18 protein-coding genes are annotated in these 16,760 nt (G+C 45.2%); 4 read left to right on the top strand and 14 right to left on the bottom strand.

The features are described from left to right. Nucleotides 1-427: 427 nt before the first annotated feature. Complete coding sequence (locus JVX88_RS12485; protein WP_211627599.1) at nt 428-1,714, top strand: calcium-binding protein; 1,287 nt, start codon at nt 428-430, stop codon at nt 1,712-1,714. A 23-nt stretch (nt 1,715-1,737) separates the two neighbouring features. Here the strand turns inward: JVX88_RS12485 and JVX88_RS12480 are convergent, their stop codons facing one another. The 8 genes from JVX88_RS12480 to JVX88_RS12445 all read right to left on the bottom strand — a co-directional run bounded on the left by JVX88_RS12480 (nt 1,738) and on the right by JVX88_RS12445 (nt 9,208). Then, the gene (locus tag JVX88_RS12480; protein ID WP_263975510.1) at nt 1,738-1,989 is read right to left on the bottom strand and encodes a hypothetical protein; all 252 of its coding nucleotides are present in this window, start codon (nt 1,987-1,989) and stop codon (nt 1,738-1,740) included. After that, nucleotides 1,989-2,738 carry a hypothetical protein gene (locus JVX88_RS12475; protein ID WP_211627598.1) on the bottom strand — a complete coding sequence of 250 codons (750 nt, stop codon included), beginning with the start codon at nt 2,736-2,738 and terminating at the stop codon, nt 1,989-1,991. The genes JVX88_RS12480 and JVX88_RS12475 overlap by 1 nt, the downstream gene beginning before the upstream one ends. Before the next feature lie 60 nt (nt 2,739-2,798). Beyond that, the gene (locus JVX88_RS12470) at nt 2,799-3,311 is read right to left on the bottom strand and encodes a chemotaxis protein CheW (protein WP_036000632.1); all 513 of its coding nucleotides are present in this window, start codon (nt 3,309-3,311) and stop codon (nt 2,799-2,801) included. A gap of 96 nt (nt 3,312-3,407) precedes the next feature. Then, a complete protein-coding gene (locus tag JVX88_RS12465; RefSeq protein WP_211627597.1) occupies nt 3,408-3,770 on the bottom strand; it encodes a response regulator transcription factor in 363 nt (120 codons plus the stop codon). Nucleotides 3,771-3,939: 169 nt separating this feature from the next. Then, nucleotides 3,940-5,043, bottom strand: a complete 1,104-nt coding sequence (locus tag JVX88_RS12460; protein WP_211627596.1) for a response regulator — start codon at nt 5,041-5,043, stop codon at nt 3,940-3,942. A gap of 1,322 nt (nt 5,044-6,365) precedes the next feature. Further along, nucleotides 6,366-6,692: a hypothetical protein gene (locus tag JVX88_RS12455; RefSeq protein WP_211627595.1), complete on the bottom strand. Its 327-nt coding sequence runs from the start codon at nt 6,690-6,692 to the stop codon at nt 6,366-6,368. Between the two features lie 1,037 nt (nt 6,693-7,729). Further along, entirely contained in the window at nt 7,730-8,842 is a 1,113-nt protein-coding gene (locus JVX88_RS12450) for a GUN4 domain-containing protein (RefSeq protein WP_211627594.1), read from the bottom strand. A gap of 81 nt (nt 8,843-8,923) precedes the next feature. After that, nucleotides 8,924-9,208, bottom strand: a complete 285-nt coding sequence (locus JVX88_RS12445; protein ID WP_211627593.1) for a hypothetical protein — start codon at nt 9,206-9,208, stop codon at nt 8,924-8,926. A 13-nt stretch (nt 9,209-9,221) separates the two neighbouring features. On the opposite strand from JVX88_RS12445, the gene JVX88_RS12440 reads away from it, so the two are divergent. Further along, the gene (locus tag JVX88_RS12440) at nt 9,222-10,133 is read left to right on the top strand and encodes an RNA-guided endonuclease InsQ/TnpB family protein (protein WP_211627592.1); all 912 of its coding nucleotides are present in this window, start codon (nt 9,222-9,224) and stop codon (nt 10,131-10,133) included. 64 nt (nt 10,134-10,197) lie between these two features. Here the strand turns inward: JVX88_RS12440 and JVX88_RS12435 are convergent, their stop codons facing one another. The 5 genes from JVX88_RS12435 to JVX88_RS12415 all read right to left on the bottom strand — a co-directional run bounded on the left by JVX88_RS12435 (nt 10,198) and on the right by JVX88_RS12415 (nt 14,318). Continuing rightward, nucleotides 10,198-10,899: a fatty acid desaturase gene (locus JVX88_RS12435; protein WP_211627591.1), complete on the bottom strand. Its 702-nt coding sequence runs from the start codon at nt 10,897-10,899 to the stop codon at nt 10,198-10,200. A gap of 21 nt (nt 10,900-10,920) precedes the next feature. Continuing rightward, the gene (locus JVX88_RS12430; protein ID WP_211627590.1) at nt 10,921-11,721 is read right to left on the bottom strand and encodes an SDR family oxidoreductase; all 801 of its coding nucleotides are present in this window, start codon (nt 11,719-11,721) and stop codon (nt 10,921-10,923) included. Between the two features lie 23 nt (nt 11,722-11,744). Continuing rightward, nucleotides 11,745-12,392, bottom strand: a complete 648-nt coding sequence (locus tag JVX88_RS12425) for a cupin domain-containing protein (RefSeq protein WP_211627589.1) — start codon at nt 12,390-12,392, stop codon at nt 11,745-11,747. A 7-nt stretch (nt 12,393-12,399) separates the two neighbouring features. Further along, nucleotides 12,400-12,963, bottom strand: a complete 564-nt coding sequence (locus JVX88_RS12420) for a hypothetical protein (protein ID WP_211627588.1) — start codon at nt 12,961-12,963, stop codon at nt 12,400-12,402. Between the two features lie 467 nt (nt 12,964-13,430). Further along, nucleotides 13,431-14,318: a hypothetical protein gene (locus tag JVX88_RS12415; protein WP_211627587.1), complete on the bottom strand. Its 888-nt coding sequence runs from the start codon at nt 14,316-14,318 to the stop codon at nt 13,431-13,433. A gap of 13 nt (nt 14,319-14,331) precedes the next feature. On the opposite strand from JVX88_RS12415, the gene JVX88_RS12410 reads away from it, so the two are divergent. Beyond that, a complete protein-coding gene (locus tag JVX88_RS12410) occupies nt 14,332-15,075 on the top strand; it encodes a hypothetical protein (RefSeq protein WP_211627586.1) in 744 nt (247 codons plus the stop codon). 159 nt (nt 15,076-15,234) lie between these two features. Here the strand turns inward: JVX88_RS12410 and JVX88_RS12405 are convergent, their stop codons facing one another. Further along, nucleotides 15,235-15,420 carry a YqaE/Pmp3 family membrane protein gene (locus tag JVX88_RS12405; protein WP_211627585.1) on the bottom strand — a complete coding sequence of 62 codons (186 nt, stop codon included), beginning with the start codon at nt 15,418-15,420 and terminating at the stop codon, nt 15,235-15,237. A gap of 825 nt (nt 15,421-16,245) precedes the next feature. Here JVX88_RS12405 and JVX88_RS12400 point away from each other — a divergent pair. Then, nucleotides 16,246-16,662 carry a phage holin family protein gene (locus JVX88_RS12400; protein WP_211627584.1) on the top strand — a complete coding sequence of 139 codons (417 nt, stop codon included), beginning with the start codon at nt 16,246-16,248 and terminating at the stop codon, nt 16,660-16,662. The last annotated feature ends 98 nt before the right edge of the window (nt 16,663-16,760 follow it).

Here is a 16,760-nt window from a genome sequence, read left to right as displayed (position 1 = left end):
TTTTAACAAGTCGATTCTGCAAATACAACAGGGTTCCAAATCCAAGAACTGAAATTCTGTTGATTACTTTTACTTTAAATTTAAGCCGATATCACTGAACATTACTGAACAACAGCATATTTTACTAATTCAATAGGATTTCATAAAATACACATGTTTCAATGAGTTATTCATCCATTCACCGAATGTAGTTTTCATCCAAATCTTTTCAAGTTTAAATTGTTATTTATCTAGTATTTGCAGATGACTACAACTTTGCCGTCCTAGGCTTATGTTCTGTAAGTTCTACAAGTTCTGGAGCTAGAGCTACAAGGATTTACAACGTTTCTTCCTCATCGAGCAACGTCTCTTTAGCAATCATCTGTAGAGATTGCTGCTCTAAATTAAACATCCAGTCTTTTGCTAATTGATAACTACTGATTCATCTATGGCTGAAGGAATCTATCTTTTTGGTACCGACGCTGACGACGATTTACACGGAGCAACTGATGATGATTCTCTATCTGGAGGCACGAATGGAAATGATCGCCTTTATGGATATTCAGGGGATGATTCTCTTGAAGGCAACAATGGAAATGATGAATTGTATGGTGGAGATGGCGACGATTTAGTTCTTGGTGGGTCTGAAAATGACATCCTCTATGGACAGAATGGTACAACTACTTCTACTACTACAAGCAGTAATGACTTTTTATTCGGCGATGACGGAAATGATGAGATTTATGGAAATGAGGGGGATGACTATATAGAGGGAGGTACCGGTGATGACGTTTTAAGCGGCGATATAGGAAACGACACAATCCTTGGAGGAGAAGGAAATGATACTTTGATTGGGGGATTAGAGGCTGATTCTCTAAGTGGAGGAACAAGAGATGACATCTACTATATAGATCATTTAGATGACGAGGTAAATGAGGCGATTGAAGAAGGAACAGACCAAGTCTTCGCTTCTATTAGCTACTCTCTCGATTTATTACCAGGTGTTGAGAACCTGGTGCTTCAAGCAGGAAAAAGTGCTGCTCTGAGTGGAACAGGAAATGAGTTTGATAATCAACTGATAGGAAACGAGTTTGATAACTTACTGATAGGTGAAGCAGGTCATGATGTTCTAGTAGGTGGATTAGGAAACGATACACTCTCAGGCAACGACGACCATGATATCCTCAACGGCGGCGCTGGGAACGATGCGCTCAATGGCGGTGCGGGTGATGATACTCTCAATGGTAATAATGGCAACGATACTTTGAGGGGTGGTGCAGGCAACGATAATTATTATGTTGAGGAAACTGGTGATATCGTTATCGAGGACGCCAATGAAGGCATCGATTCCATCTTTGCCAGTCTCAATTTCTCACTCAGCCCATTGGCACAGGTTGAGCATCTCGTCCTGACCGGAACTGCCATCAGCGGCAGCGGCAATGCCCTCGCCAATCGCATCACCGGCAACGCTCAAGACAACACACTCTCAGGCGCAGCCGGCACCGACCGCCTTGAAGGTGGCAGCGGCAACGACACGCTCGATGGCGGCACAGGAACCGATGAACTGAGCGGCGGCAACGACAATGATATCTACATCCTCGATGCCGTCACCGACCGGATTATCGAGAATGCGGGTGAAGGCACCGACACCGTGCGGGCTACGATTAATTTCTCACTGGCCACCCTCACCACCAAACCTAGCCTCGATCCGACCCAGATTGTCATGATCGCCTAACCGCCGCCGACCCTCTGACCGCTTCAGCGCCTTACCAACTGCCGCTCTAAATCAAACAAAAACCCGTGAATATATTCCTCGGTCCAGTCGGGGCCATAAAAGCGGGTGAACATACCGCGCGCCGGATCTTTCTCAGCCCGATAGCGTAAATAACGCAACTGCGCCGCCTCAATCGCCTGCAACTGCACCGGATCACTCACCGGTTCGGCCTGCTCCACCAAGTCTAAATAGGCATTCAGATACTCTTGAAAGGCCGCAAATACCTGGGTTTCCACTACACTCGTGGCTTTCGGTCGCGTCCACAAAAAGGCTCTGCCCAGCTCACAATGGCGCTAGTTTTGATCTGGCGCGGGTTGTTCATGACCGTTCCAACTAACCCTTGCGGATCAAATTTTTGTCCGGCTCGATTGGCGTTGGCATTAGCAATAATGCGTAGATCGGTTCCGACCAGCGTGGCGTATTCAATATTACGAGCGGACACTTCATTGTTGAGGATTTCTCTCACCTGAGCTTGTAGCGTTGAATTAACCGAGCGAGACTCTGCATATTCCTTCGCAGCTTGAATAATAGCCGCATTTTCAGATTGGCCGCGGAAGCCAAAGCCCATTTGGTTGATCTTGACGTTGTAAGCGATTTCGTTGACTGCAACCTCGGATCTGGACTGATCGACCAACTGCGCCCGTCCTGCATTGACGATTAGCCAGGAACCCACGCCCACTAGCCCCACCACTGAAATAGCTTCAGATGCAAACAAGGCTAGCAACTGCTTCCGCCGAATCGGCAGATTATGAAACCAATGCAACAGGGGGGACGAACTTGCCGACAGGATAGGTTGAGGAGTTTGCCCCGGTTCGGGATGAGTACTCCGCACAGGTAACACTGCATTTTCTGTTGGTTCTACAGCCTGACTAGAAGAATGCAATGGTGCATCAGAGATTGAGTCGGTTGTGATAGTCTGTGTGTCCAGTGGCAATTGGCGCGGGGTAGATTGGCTAGATACAGAGCGAGAAGGTTGAATAGTCATCGAGAGAATCCTTGCTGCGCGAAAAACAGAATCAAATAGAACTGCGTAGGCAAATGAAAATTAAATAGTTGAAGGATGACGAAGAATCGGCGCTTGCACGACGGCCTCTGCATCTAAAACCAGCAGAATTTCAGATTTTTGCTCCTGCTGCTGAAGGGCACAGCCTCGCAAATAGGGCACGAGTGCCGCACTCACTTGCCCAACCGGCGATTGAATCTCATCGGTGGCTAGTCGAATCATTCCGTCTACTTGCTGTACGGCCAGCGCCAGAGGTACAGCGCCAATTTGAATCAAGATCAGCGTGTAATGCTGGGCATTTAAATCAAGCGCAGATATTCCCAGCAACTGAGCTAGATCCACCACCCAAAGTACCCGGCTGCGGCGATTCATCAGCCCCATCATGGCCGGGGGCATATTGGGCATCGGCGATAAGCGGCGAGTTGGCAACACAACTGCCTCTTGCACTGAGCGCATCGGGAACACAGCCGGAGTTTGCCCATTTAAGTGAAACTTTAGGTAGGCGTCTCCAATAGGTTTAGTCAATCGATCGGGTAAAGCAATTGCTGCATCCATATGCTGCCTACTAGCCTAATTTTGAGCTTGATTTTGAGCCTAATTTTGAGCCTAATTTTGAGCCTAATTTTGAGCCTGATTTCTCTAACCTGTTCTCTAGCCAGCCACCGATTTCACGACACGGATCAACTGTTCGCGAGTGAAAGGGTTTGTGATGTAGGCATCTGCTCCTTGCTTCATGCCCCAAAGCCGATCAATCTCTAGATTCTTAGAAGTACAAATCACAATGGGAACGTTTTCAGTCTCAGGATGTTTTTTTAAGCTACGACACAGCTCAAAGCCACTCATCCCAGGCATAACCACATCGGTCAAAATCACATCTGGTTTTTGGGCAATTGCTTTATTGATTGCCTCTTTTCCTGTTCCAGCGCTAATCACTACATATCCACCCTCACGCAGATAGTAGCTCATCAGTTCCATTTCCGAAGGTGTGTCTTCAACAATCAGAACAGTTCCCATGAATCTCTATTGTCCTTTTCGCACTTGGTAAATGAACACATTGATTTTGTAGTCACCTTTATAGTCACCGCAATTGGTGTTCCATTAGCGCCATTGTGCTAACATTTCTGGTCTAGCTTCGTTCTGCTAATAGTAGGCGACAACGTGAAAGTAGACTCAAACCAGCAACCTAACTCAAGTGCTTAAAGACCATCTTGATCAAATCAGACTGAGTGAACGGCTTGGTGAGATAACCTGAAGCCCCAACCAACCTAGCCTTGGCTCGATCGATAAAGCCCGTATTGCCAGTGACCATGATGATTGGCGTACCTCTAAAGCTGGGATGTTTACGCAGAAGGGAGCACAATTCATAGCCATCCAGGTTGGGCATGGTCACATCCAGCAGAATCAAATCGGGCTTGCTGCGGATAATTTGCATCAATGCCTTGACCGGATCGCTAATCAACACCACCGAAAAGCTCTTGTCATCTAAAAAGGAGTTAATGGCTTGTAGAACTGTGGGGCTATCATCAATGCAAGCAATCGTGTAGGTTTTAGCGTGAGATGTTGAAACGGAGTGGGATGGTTGCGGAGATGGAGCCTGATTCGTTGGAGCCGGGGCAGCAGGCAACTCGATGGAGTTTGTTTCCGCTGGCTGCTGAAATGGCTTAGGCAATGGTGTCATGTTTGCCGCCATATTGGCTGTCAGATTCAGACGGTCGGATAGAGGTCGCTCTGAAATCGGAATAGCCACCGAAGCTTGCCGCCGCCGAATCTGGGATTGACACTCCTCTACTAGCGCCCGCAGATCGAGTTGGCAAAACTTGGGAAATTCGGCTAACAGATCCTCTTCCACAAATTCGTAACTGCCCGACTGGACTGGCAAAAATGCTTCAATCACTTCGCGGGCCATGGTTTCAATCAGAGCGGCGGCTTGCTCAGGGGTGAGATGCTGCTGTTCCACCAACCAACAAATTGCACGGTAATCGTTGTTTGGGGTAGGCTGTTCAGTCGTGAGAGTCTCAAACATCAGACGCACCTGAACTCGTACCGCGCTTACCAAACTGGGGGCTTGTAAACTCATCCGTCGCAGATGGCGATCCAAGCGTCCAAACGGATCCAGCAAATCGGAAGCATAAACGAGCTTGCCTTGTTCTAAATAGATAAACCAGGAACTGCCGCCACTGGTAATCTGCAAACAACCGTCAGATGCACGGCTAATAAATTGAGCTAACAAACTGAGTGGATGCAATTTTTGTACAGGTCTGTAAGTCACCTTAGGAATTGTATTCATTGAGTACTCCGTATGCACACGACTCGATCCCGTTTGAAAACTGCTATCAAGCTAACCTCTGCTTTGAAATTCAGTAGTGGCCTAGCAAGTATAGTGAGTCAGTAGTGCACCCTGTTGATAGAAGCAGGAATCAAGCTTCCTAGAGTTAAGAATGAAATCAAGAACTTTGCTTCACTATTCTTGACAAACAAACTCTAGCAAAGCGAGAATGCTTGAAGAAAAGTTACAACACATTAGAAGACCTAAAGTTTATCTTTAAGTTCCCTACGAGAAATGCATTTAGAATCTTTTTAAGCAGGGAATCAGCAACTTTTAGCATTACCGGGCAGAATGGGTTGGCCAAACTATCTAGGCAATTAGCCTAAACAGATCGTAAGCAAAGCAGGAAACAAGCAAAGTAGAAAAGATTGGAGAAACCAAACCACAATTTATAGATTACCAAGACGCCCCTAATTCACCCAGTTATTGACAGAATTAAGTTGCAAGGATAGGTTGAATCATCGTTGAGTAGTGCATCCCCAGTGGCCGGGATTGAAGTCTCGATCGGTTTTCGATCGGTCAGTTTTGAGCAGTTACTTTTCTATCTATAAATAAGCCTATCAGATGGGTTAACCAAATGATCCCCTATTCGTTAAAGATCAACCCTTAAACCATAAAGATGAGATGATTTTCACTAAAGTGCGAAGCAGGACAAGGCGGACACTCAGTAAACCGATAAAGTTGATACATAAAATAATTATCGCTTTACGTGCCCAGTTAAGCTGTAAAAAGAAATACATTGAAGTTTTAAAAAACCATCAAACAATCGCATTTGTGTGCAAAACAATTAGAAGCAATTAGAATTTGAGTTTGATTTTATACATATTACTTCCTCGTATCGTTAATTCAGCACTCCTGACTTGATGAAATCACCCCTCATTCTGCTTGCCGCACGGAAACAGCGAATCAACTGCACCAAGGTTACTCTAGACGCGGTCTTTCCGCAGCAGGCTCTCAGAAAAAGGAACGACAGCTATTGAAAAGTAAATTGAGGATTTACAGCCTTTTCCAGGCTAATGAAGTACAAAAGATTGCCTCTGGAACTTCCCGGTTCAAGTCCATCGCCCCCATCCACAAGTACGAGAGATGTGTGCGGAGCCAGCTCCTGAGCAATTAGATTTTCAGCAAGCATAAGTACTCATCAAGCAAATCTAATTTCATGCTTACCGAACTCGTGGATCAATTAGCTCAAAATCTCGCTGTTTCTGACAATGTGAAAATGTTCGGTTGCTTGAAACATAACGCTTTGTCTGTTGAGAGCTATTCCTTGTACTCTTAGCGTTTTATATTATGTCAATCCATATTTCTGTTCCAACCGGAACAGCAGCTTCATCAATATCCTTTAATAGGCAGGTGTAACATGGGTTTCTGAGGATTTCTAAAGTGTGTTCAACGGATCGAGTTTGAATATGTGCAATATGAAAAGCAGCCTTGGTAGTGACAGTTGTACCATCAGGTCGTTTGAGCGTCACTGAGCTTGGTAGTGTTGCTGGAGCCTGGTCAACAGGAATTTCAGGTGCAACAATGACACCACGACCTGTGAGCGTAAATGCTTGTTCAACGGTAAGCAGCAACTTTTGCATTAATTCTGTAGGCTGAACACCCAGCATAACCCTCTTTTATCACTCTAAGCAGATGAGAAAATGAGTGGTCGATTCAACCGATGTACCAGTGGACAAACAAACTGATTCATCTTGTGCGTCAGTTGCTCAAATCCAGCTTCTAACGCAGGGATGGAAAACACAGCTAATCCTTCTTTTGTTAATCTAGCAGTAGAAAAATTTCCTTGATTATTAGGCTGCAATGGTCTGAGAAAGCTTTGGAGAACCTCGAAAACAATTCACGTGTATCCTTAATCGGAAGAAACCACGCTTCAATCCTGGAATCGAAAATGCCTCTAACCAAGGGACAAGCAAACAATAGAAGATGTAAGGCTGGATGACCAAACGTAAGTTGTTGAGCGCACTCTTCCAGGCGGAAATCTGCCCACCCTAACTCATTTTTGACTTGCTTGAAACCATACTCAACCCAATTTCGTAGACTGTATAGACCAGCTAGTTCTCGCTGCACCTTACCTCTGAGGTTGCTCATGATATACCAACTACTGCCATAAGGGTCTGGAATTTCCCCTTTGGTAATTTGGAACAACCGCACCTTACGAGATTTGCCGAAGAGGATTTCGCGAATCCAGCGTTGCTCGCTTTGACGATGCGATAGTCCTTGCTGGTAGCCATGCCAGTCGATGACGAGGCTTAAAGACTTTGAACAACAATGGATAAGTCAGCCCGTTTACTAGGGCATAAGCATTGACCGAGACGATGCCAGACGAAATAAACTCACCTCGCTGCTTGCAGTGGGGTATTCAGGTTCACGTGATCAAATACGAACGCCCCAAGGGGCGGGGAATTCAACCCGAAACAGATTAAAGTACTGTTCTGTGCCTATTTGCTCCATGCATCCCATGCTGCTCGCGCAACCTTTGCTATCACTTCTTCACGTATCATATCGTTAGCCGTTGAATCTGAAACAAAAACTGCGATCGCACGAAGCTTTCTTCCGTCCGCTATCATGCAGTCAAAAACTTGAGTAACCCGATCTGCTGCTCAACAGTTATCCTCTGGCGCAGCATCTGGAACGATCTTGAAGTTTAGTATGTTGGTAAGCTTAAGGACGACTCCACCCGTTCCATCAATTGAGGAATGTAGGTATAGAAGCGTTCGTTTCGTAGCTGCATGGCATCGACAGTGCAACTGCCACAATGAACCTCTGGCGGTGGAACAGCAACCGATCGCACCACCTCATCCGACACACCAGCCCAGGGCAAATGTCCCTCTGGGGCCTGTAAGGAGTAGGTCAGCTCTGATTCATTCAGCCAGTCACTGCTGATGAAGTCGACCCCAGTGCGGGGAGAAGCGAGTTTCCAACCTACGCGATCGCGAAAGACATTGACAGCTGCTTCCCTATTATTAGGGTGAGCGGCCAGTGCTTCTTGCCAAAAACGCAACTGAACACTGAGTCCAAATCGTCTGTTGCTGGCCGTTAGCCACATCTGATCAACGGCACGAATCAGCTCTGGCTGCACCAATGCTGGATCAAACGGTGGCAGTAAGGCCGACTCTGGGGCAAGCAATCGCCGGGTTTCTCGATCGGCAGCAGCCCAGTCTCCAGCTTGAAGTTGTTCTTGTAACACTGCCAACTGCTCGTCAATCGCTGCATCGAGATCGTCATTCTCAGTCTGGCAAGTGCCTATCGTTGAGCGCACGTACTCATTAGGGCGCACGTAGTGGACAATCTGCATCTGCTGGGCCTGTCTGCTAGTGGAACGCAAACTGACGTAGAGTCCATGTACTGAAGCGGGTGTTCCGTATAGGCGATCGCCATTGTTGGGCTGACCGCGAAACGTTCCTTCAAAGGGTAATTGAGAATAGTCAGCATCGGGAGCCAACTGCTCGTAATTCCTCAGCAAAGACCCATTGAGCAACGTTTGAACACGACCATTCTGATCTCGCCACTGTACCGTTAGCGTCATAGATGTTCCAATCGGGTTTTGAGGTGTTTCCGCCGCAGTGGTCTCTGGCAGGCTACCTGAAATTCGGTAGGTTAACCTGGCTCCCTGGCTTAGAGAAATCATCGTTTGGCAGTTGATATGGTAGGAATTAGTTTGGGCAGCCACGGGCGGCATCGTCGTTGTGACTAGGGCGATCGTTAAGGCACAGCTTAACGGCTTCAGGATTGGCTTCAGGATTCGCAACTTAGGCATGAGCAAGCACCTCCAAACTGGCGCGTAACTGAAAAGTGGAAAAAGTTTAATCTCTAAATTCGTCTAAGTAGGTGAGCATAGTTAAATGAGTTCAACCAGGACTTTGTTACCCTGGCTAATTAAGACATTGTTGTTCCGTTGAGTAAAGCTGAGACTGCCAAACCGAACGCCATCCAATGAGAACTTATCTGTGCCGTCTTTATAGTCCAGAATCTTATCTGCGCCTCTGAACGAGTTGATCACAAAGATGTCGGCATCTGCGCCTCCCCTCAGCACGTCTTTGCCTCGACCACCCGTTAACCGATCGTTACAAGGTTGAGCGTAAAGCCCAGGTGCTTTAGCCCTGGGATATAGATTCTTTGACAACTGTAAGAAGCCTATGCCCGGAAAGAAGGGGTATCCCAAGTTTAAGAAGTACCAGACCCGCGCCAGTGTCGAGTACAAAACCACAGGTTGGAAGCTTTCCAGTGACCGTCAGCGAATCAGTTTCACGGACGGGTTTAAGGCTGGCAGTTTCAAGCTTAAGGGAACCCGTGACCTCAACTTTTATCAGGTTGCACAGATAAACAGGGTACGGGTGGTACGGCGCTCTGATGGCTACTATGTCCAGTTTGTCTTGGACGTAGAGCGTTCTGAGCAGCAGGAACCCACCAAACGGACAGTGGGTTTGGATGTCGGACTGAACTACTTTTTGACTGATTCTGATGGCAGTACCGTTGAGAATCCGCGCCACTTGCGGAAGTCGGAAAAGCGCCTCAAACGGATGCAGCGCAAAGTCAGCAAAAAACAAAAACGGTCTAAAAACAGGAGGAAAGCAGTAAAACAGTTGGGTAGGGCGCATCTGAAAGTGCAACGCCAGCGTAGAGACTTTGCTGTGAAGACAGCAAGGTGCGTGGTGAAGTCGGCAGACCTCGTGGTGTTGGAAGACTTGCAGATTCGCAATATGGTCAAGAATCGGCATCTGGCTAAGTCCATTTCGGATGCAGCTTGGGGCGAGTTCCGTCGCTGGATTGAGTATTTTGGCAAAGTGTTTGGCGTGGCAACCGTTGCGGTTAAGCCGCACTATACCAGCCAAAACTGCTCAAACTGTGGCGCAGTTGTGAAGAAGTCGCTCTCGACTCGGACGCATATTTGTCTTCAATGCAGACATGTGCAAGACCGAGATCACAATGCAGCTATCAATATCTTAAAGAAGGGATTGAGTACGGTAGGGCATACCGGAATTAACGCTTGGGGAGAGAACGACCTCTATCTGAATCAGGAAACTGGTACAGACAAGTTGGCTCGCTGAACCAAGAATCCCACGAATTAATGTAATAGTCAAGACTTAATCTGACACTTCTTGTAAACTGAGACTAAATATGGGAAGATTCCATTAAACTGCCTTTTAGGCGCTCAAGCAGAGTTTGAATGTGAAATTTCGGCGAAGCCATAGTTAGCCAAAGTCGGCTCCAATATGCTTCTTTTTCCATTCCAAGCTTGAACTGAAGGGTGTATACCAGATAAGGTTTGTTTGCAGGATCATGTTCCATTGTTGCCAGTTTCTCAGGATGGTGGTGTTGAGTATTGTGGTAATCCCTAAATAAATTGAACTCTGTAATCTGAATTACAGATGTAATCAAAGTTCCTATCCAGTAATTCACTTTCTTCTGCTGACTAAAGCGGTTATGAGCACAATGATGAGCTATTTCACGGAATTGCGCATAGCTCGCGACAGTTAGAAACCAGGAGAGTGGCATTAGAAATAAACCACGCTCATAAAAGCTTACAAATAACCAAAGAGTTATACCTAGAAAAAGTTCTAAAATACCAAAAAAAAGCTCTAAGCATGGATTACTACTCCATAAAGGTTTTTGACAAGGCTTTCCTGTTAGCCAATCTAAATACGACTGGATTAGGCTGTGTATAGGGGAAGGCAATGAATTAGTTAGGAGCCAAAGCTTTTCCCGGATATTAAGACGACTGCCGTCAGGATCTGAAAAGATAGAGTTCGTCGCTCCTACTAACTCATTGTGATTTTTAAATTTTTCTGTCTCTGAAAAATCCATCAACATCATTATTTTCTCTGGTAGATTTCGTTAAAATACAGAGGTCGATAGCCCACCATCGACTGGAATTGTTGTACCGGTAATATAGCTCGCTCGCTCTGAAGCAAGGAACGCTATTAGACTAGCCACTTCACTTGCACAACCAGGACGACGTGCAGGAATTTTGTTTGCAAGCTTTTTCTCGACTATACTTGATGGCTCCTTCAACTGCTCAGCTTGAATTTCAACAAATTGCTTAAACCTAGATGTTTCAATAAATCCTGGGTTAATGGAATTAATCAAAATGTTGTATTCGGCGGAGTACTTTGCGACGGCTTTTGTAAAGTTCATCAAACCAGCATTGACGACGCCTGTCTTTAAGAGTTCTACAGAAGGTTCTTTCCCTGATAAACCAACTAAATTGATAATTCTTCCCCAATTTTTTTTCTTCATTATAGGTAAGACAAGGTTGGTCATTCTGATATAACCAAGCAGTTTTCCTGTCAGGATATTATGCCACTCATCTTCTGAAATATTTTCTGGATCAGCTAAATAAAAAGGAGATCCTTCCGTATTATTGATTAGTATATTAATTTCGCCAAATCTTCTAAGAGCCCCCTCTACAATCCTAAAGGAGTCCTGCCCATTTTGGGCATCGGCACAAACCGTAATTACTTCACTATTATGAAATTTCGTCGAGATAAGCTGAGATACTTCTTCAAGTGGTTTTTGGTTACGAGCACAGAGAACTAGACGGCAGCCTTCCCTTGCTAATTCTTGGGCTACAGCTTTACCAATACCGGCACTTGCACCTGTAACTAAAGCAACTTTGTTAGTCAAAAATAAGTCCATTTTAACCTTTTAAGCAATTGGTGTTAGGAAAACCTATGATAACGAGGTGGAAAGAAGATATTGACTGAAAGAGCTTCTTGCGAAAAGGGATTGTATGCTCCATGAGGAACATTGGGAGGAGAATAATAAACCTTGCCAAATTCAAACTCCTCTTCCTCTCCACCCACAGACATTATGTATTTTCCTCGACAAGCTACACCAATTTGTGTTTGTCTATGATGATGTTTATGCATTACCCCTCCTGGTGGAATTTTGGCAATCATTATTTCAAACCAAAGTCCGTTGAAGAATGAAAAAGAAATTCCAGTTTTCAAGTCTTTCTCATCGCATAGTTCAAGAAACTTACTTCCATCTACTTTAGAATGAAAGCATTTTATGTCTAGTCCTAAGACTTCCTGATTTGAAAGATTAATAGCACCATGTAGGACATTTGAACCAGCAATATATGCATCTTGAAGAGGTTTTAGAAGTTTTCTTTGTCCAGCAATATCAATTTCAAACTGGCCATTAAGAGACATTCCAATTTGACATTGCTGATGTTGATGCGAATCTAGTTTAGCTCCAGGAGCAATTGAGGAGACTAAAACAGTTGTGCTTCCACAGTCGAAAATCAACGAGTTCACACCAGGACTTAACTCTTCTTTTCGCGGAGTAGGAAAAAAAATTGACATAGATTTATTAGTTCTTTCGCTCAAAAATAGTCCAACTCATAGCAATTGGTCCGTAGATTGACACAAACTCCAACCCGTATTCTTTAACGGCGTTTTCGTTAGTAAGAGCTAGATCAGCTAAACCTGTTTTCACCATCAAAGCTGCTGCACTAGTAGAGCTAACAAAATTAACGTCTAGTTCATCACAGTTGTATTTAGGTAAAAGCCTTGGTAGTAAAGGGAAAGGTGCAGGATGTGTAACAATCCTAGCTTGTTTGAGCGAGAATTCAGCGCCCTTTTTCTTTGCTAGCCCATAGACAGGAGTTGGAAACTTGAAGACATCAATCATTCTTATGTATGGATTCATGTAGAAATAGTTTATTTTTTCATAGGCATGCGGTACTACTGCCACTTGAACCTCATATTTCAAAAGAGCTTCTTTCAATGCTTCGAAGGTATCGTAAAGTTCAATCTTTACGATCGACTCCTGAAGGAAATGCTTGCTAGCAAAGTTTAGAGCTTCTTCACTACTACTTCCTCTTGGACCTAAAGTACCGCCTACTACAACTAATGGACAAGTTGAATTTTGCATTGGATGACCTCAATGGAGTTCAATTTTAGAAACCGCTTGAAGAACTACATTGCAAATGATTGGTTTCACTTACAATAGGCGCAGCTTCTTTGGACTTCATTACAAGTGATCTATCTAATACTAGTATATTGGTATTTTAATATTAGTCAACTGGTTTCAATTTTTTTGATGGCTGTTGTCTAATTTGCTATGGAGCGTAGAAAGAAGGGTGTGTAAGGCAAGAGTAAAAAATTATACGATAGTAAATTTGAATGGGAACTTTTGTTTCCATTCACCAGTAGAGATGAAATCTCCAATATTATGATTGCTGCTATTACTGAGCAAACCTCTGAAATTGGATTATGACGGACCATTGAGCAATCCAGCAAGGAATCCCACCAGTTTTTGCTGTAGACAACGCTACCGAGTCTTCAATCTAAATGAGCGATCACTCGTAGAACTGCTGACTGCAAACCTCAAGTCATCGGTCAATTCGACCGAATTGAGTTAAGCCTAGCTTTCAAAACCAGTAGATGAGTTGGATCAACCCTGAAACTGAATACACTTAGATGGGGATGACGTATCCTTTTTGTCATCTTCCTCTTTGTCGTTTGGAGTTGCAACTGAACTGCTGGAGAACAACAAAGGGCATCAAACTGGTCTAGCTGTTTGGGATGTCGCTGGCTCTGTTCAAGGTCCGCCGTTTGTATCTGAATATGAGCAATGCCCGCTTCTTGTAGCATGTGCTTGAGCCGCTTAGCTTCAGCCTGATCACAACCGATGATCAGCAGTTGAGCATCCTGGGGTAAGGACGAAGCTTGAGTAAGCAATTCAACACTGGGACGGACTGCTAAGGCCACAATTTCCTGAGGCTGACCCAACCCGCTCATCTGAGTCATTGACGCCGCGTAGGTGGTGGTTGTAATCACCAGATCGGCTGAGCGTAATTGACTCATCACTTCAGGCTGTTGGGCAATGACATCAGCCCAGCCAGCAAAGGCAATGGGTAAACCTACCTCGGCTTGAACCATCTGATAAAGCTCAAGCCCAGAGGGAGATTGCTCTTCAACAAACACTAATTGCAGCGAATTAGACTGAGAACTGGAAATCAGCACCGCCTGAGCATAGGCCGCCCCCGCAAATTCAGCAGGCGATACGTTGATTTCTTGAGCGGCAGTAAACGCTTGCCGCAGCAGCACATAATGTTGGTTATTTTTAATCAGGTTTTGCACACAGAGTGTATCGGCCACAAAGGTACCCTTGCCACGTTGCGCCGTCAGATAGCCAGAGTCAGTCAGCGAGCTATAGACGCCAGCAATGGTGTTGTGGTTAGCCTGGAGTTGCTTAGCCTCGGCTGCTAAAGAATCAACCGGCACTGTAATTAGCAATTTGAAAGAAAAGCACCAAGCTGAGCAAAACGAGACGATGCAGCCAGTTTCTGCACCGGTAGAAGTAAAAATCGATGATGATGACGAGAACCTGGTAGCAACGCCGGAAGCAAATGCCGCCGACGTGGTTGTAGAGGTTCAGCCGTCAATCAATCAGGTATCGCCCAGCCTAGAAGCCACAATGGAACCACTCTCGGTAGAGCCGAGCCTGAAGACGACCCCTGTAAGCTTTGCTCAATCTGTTGAGCCAGTTGTTGAACCAGTTGTTGAACCAGTTGCTGAACCAGTCGTTGAAATCGTTGAGTCAGCAGCTCAGATGAACGAAGCGCCGATTGTACCGACTGCAGTTGCAAACGAAGAAACCACCCAACATCAAGTCGGTTCCTTTGCTGATTCACTAAAAACACTGGCCGAGCGGCTGTTGCGGACGATTCAGGAGAGTGAAACCTATGCCTCTGTCAGTGCTTCAGTGAAACAAAAGCTGGCGATGCTGGATGCAAAACTGACAGGCCGCTATGGTGTACGCTACGAAACATTTAAGCAAGAGTTTCAGCAGGACATGGCTAAGGCCAAGGTTTGGTACGAAAACACCAAAGCCCAAGATGCAGAACGCGGAACAAGCTGGGTAGAGCAGAAGCAATCTGAGCTGCAAATCAAAATGGGCGAAACAGGCGCTAGCATTGCTCAGAAGGAGCAAAAGATCAAGCAATCTCTGAAAGACCTGTGGCAAACGGCCAGAAATTAGGCTGACGCTGAAGGAACCTCAGCAGGCTTTGCTGATCGGACACCTAACGCCTGCTTGAACTAGCGCAATAATTCTATCGGCTGCCCTAGGGCAGCTTTTTTCATTGGTTGAGGACTGCGCGAGCAAGCCCGGAATGGCCTGCTCCGATGAAGCTCCAGATCAGCCAGAAGCTTGATTGGCTTGCTCTTCGTGCTTCAGAATCGCCCATAGCGCGTGAATGCTACCAGGCAGCCAACCCAGTAGGGTTAACAGAATATTGATCAGCAATGTGGTGCCGAATCCAAAGGTCAAATAAACCCCAACGGGTGGCAAGAGAATACCGAGTAGAATTCGTGTAAATTTCATATGAATCACCTAGCTATTCACCTATTAACCACTTTTACCTACTAATCGTTCATTTCTCAACAATCTTGCTGATATTTCTACAGCCGTTCAACTAAAAGCCTATCCAGAAATCCCCTCAGGGTCTTGAAATTCAAAAACTCTGACGAGCTTTTGGATCGATAGCAAGCAAAGTAACCGAAAAAACTGCCGAGAGAGCGCTTTAACTTCCAAAACGCTAGAGCTTGATAGCTGCTCAACTACTCGCTTGTTGAGCCTCCAGCAGACCGGAAAAACCGTTTTTACCTACACCAAGCTATTGATACAGATCGATACAAATCGATCGACACAGAACCAAATCTATCAACTCACCTTAAAGGCAGCCAGTGCTAAAACGTTGCACAAACTTTCGTCAAGTTCGTACAAAAGTACTCGTACCAATTGCCTTTGTCAAAATTAAAGTACCATGCCTCTACAGTTGGCGTAAACACTCAATCCTAAATTTTTCTGGTAATTTTTTACTAAATCAAATAGATTAGTGGCATAGATTGTAAACAGAGCAATCGGTAGCTGAATGAGTAGATCAAATAATAATTAGATCTGTGGTTAGAGCAGTAGTTGGATCTGTAGTCAAGACTATCGATAGGCCAACTAACGACTCGGATAAACCAATTGATAGATTAGTAGGCAAAACGCCCAATCATCTGCTAAGCAGCTACACACACTATCGAAAGAACTTGGAACTGGATATAAACGGCTTGCTCTGATCCGATCATTTGGTCAAATTCACAACCTGATGGTTTCGGTCCGTGCTTCAATTCAGTATTCAATTCAGTAAAGGAGATTACAATGCTCGGATATTTTTTAACAATTTTGGTGACGGCTCTAAGCCTTCTGATTGTCGATCTGATTGTTCCAGGTGTTGACATTAATTCATTTGTGGCGGCTATGCTGGCGGGCGTTTCGATCGGCTTGGTGAATGGGTTGATTAGACCCGTTTTGGCTTTCTTGTCGCTCCCTATCACTATCCTGACGCTGGGTTTGTTTTCTCTGGTCGTCAACGGAATCTGCTTCTGGCTGGCTTCAGTTTTGGTGCCCGGATTTGCGGTCCGAGGTATTGTGGCGATTTTGCTTGGTCCCATTGTGCTCTCTCTTGTCAGTACACTGCTCAACAAGTATTTCACTGAAAAAGGATTTGGCATTTTGGGCGGTGGCACAGCTAGCACAACGCTGGAGCCTGAGCAAAACGTGGAAAAGGCAAGCTGAGTGATAGTTTCAGCAGATACTTCAGCAGATACTTCAGCAAATTCTTCAGTTCAAGAGACTTGTGTTAGACGATTCCTACGGGGATCGTTTTTTTGCTT

The organism is Leptolyngbya sp. 7M (assembly GCF_018128485.1).
The sequence above is the reverse complement of the archived record's forward strand: the minus strand, read 5'-3'. Positions and strand labels throughout refer to the sequence as shown.

Bases quoted from the DNA above. Each gene is read 5' to 3' on its own strand.
- JVX88_RS12485 (WP_211627599.1), top strand. From the start codon at position 428: ATGGCTGAAGGAATCTATCTTTTTGGTACCGACGCTGACGACGATTTA.
- JVX88_RS12475 (WP_211627598.1), bottom strand. From the start codon at position 2,738: ATGACTATTCAACCTTCTCGCTCTGTATCTAGCCAATCTACCCCGCGC.
- JVX88_RS12470 (WP_036000632.1), bottom strand. From the start codon at position 3,311: ATGGATGCAGCAATTGCTTTACCCGATCGATTGACTAAACCTATTGGA.
- JVX88_RS12465 (WP_211627597.1), bottom strand. From the start codon at position 3,770: ATGGGAACTGTTCTGATTGTTGAAGACACACCTTCGGAAATGGAACTG.
- JVX88_RS12460 (WP_211627596.1), bottom strand. From the start codon at position 5,043: ATGAATACAATTCCTAAGGTGACTTACAGACCTGTACAAAAATTGCAT.
- JVX88_RS12455 (WP_211627595.1), bottom strand. From the start codon at position 6,692: ATGCTGGGTGTTCAGCCTACAGAATTAATGCAAAAGTTGCTGCTTACC.
- JVX88_RS12450 (WP_211627594.1), bottom strand. From the start codon at position 8,842: ATGCCTAAGTTGCGAATCCTGAAGCCAATCCTGAAGCCGTTAAGCTGT.
- JVX88_RS12440 (WP_211627592.1), top strand. From the start codon at position 9,222: ATGCCCGGAAAGAAGGGGTATCCCAAGTTTAAGAAGTACCAGACCCGC.
- JVX88_RS12435 (WP_211627591.1), bottom strand. From the start codon at position 10,899: ATGATGTTGATGGATTTTTCAGAGACAGAAAAATTTAAAAATCACAAT.
- JVX88_RS12430 (WP_211627590.1), bottom strand. From the start codon at position 11,721: ATGGACTTATTTTTGACTAACAAAGTTGCTTTAGTTACAGGTGCAAGT.
- JVX88_RS12425 (WP_211627589.1), bottom strand. From the start codon at position 12,392: ATGTCAATTTTTTTTCCTACTCCGCGAAAAGAAGAGTTAAGTCCTGGT.
- JVX88_RS12420 (WP_211627588.1), bottom strand. From the start codon at position 12,963: ATGCAAAATTCAACTTGTCCATTAGTTGTAGTAGGCGGTACTTTAGGT.
- JVX88_RS12405 (WP_211627585.1), bottom strand. From the start codon at position 15,420: ATGAAATTTACACGAATTCTACTCGGTATTCTCTTGCCACCCGTTGGG.
- JVX88_RS12400 (WP_211627584.1), top strand. From the start codon at position 16,246: ATGCTCGGATATTTTTTAACAATTTTGGTGACGGCTCTAAGCCTTCTG.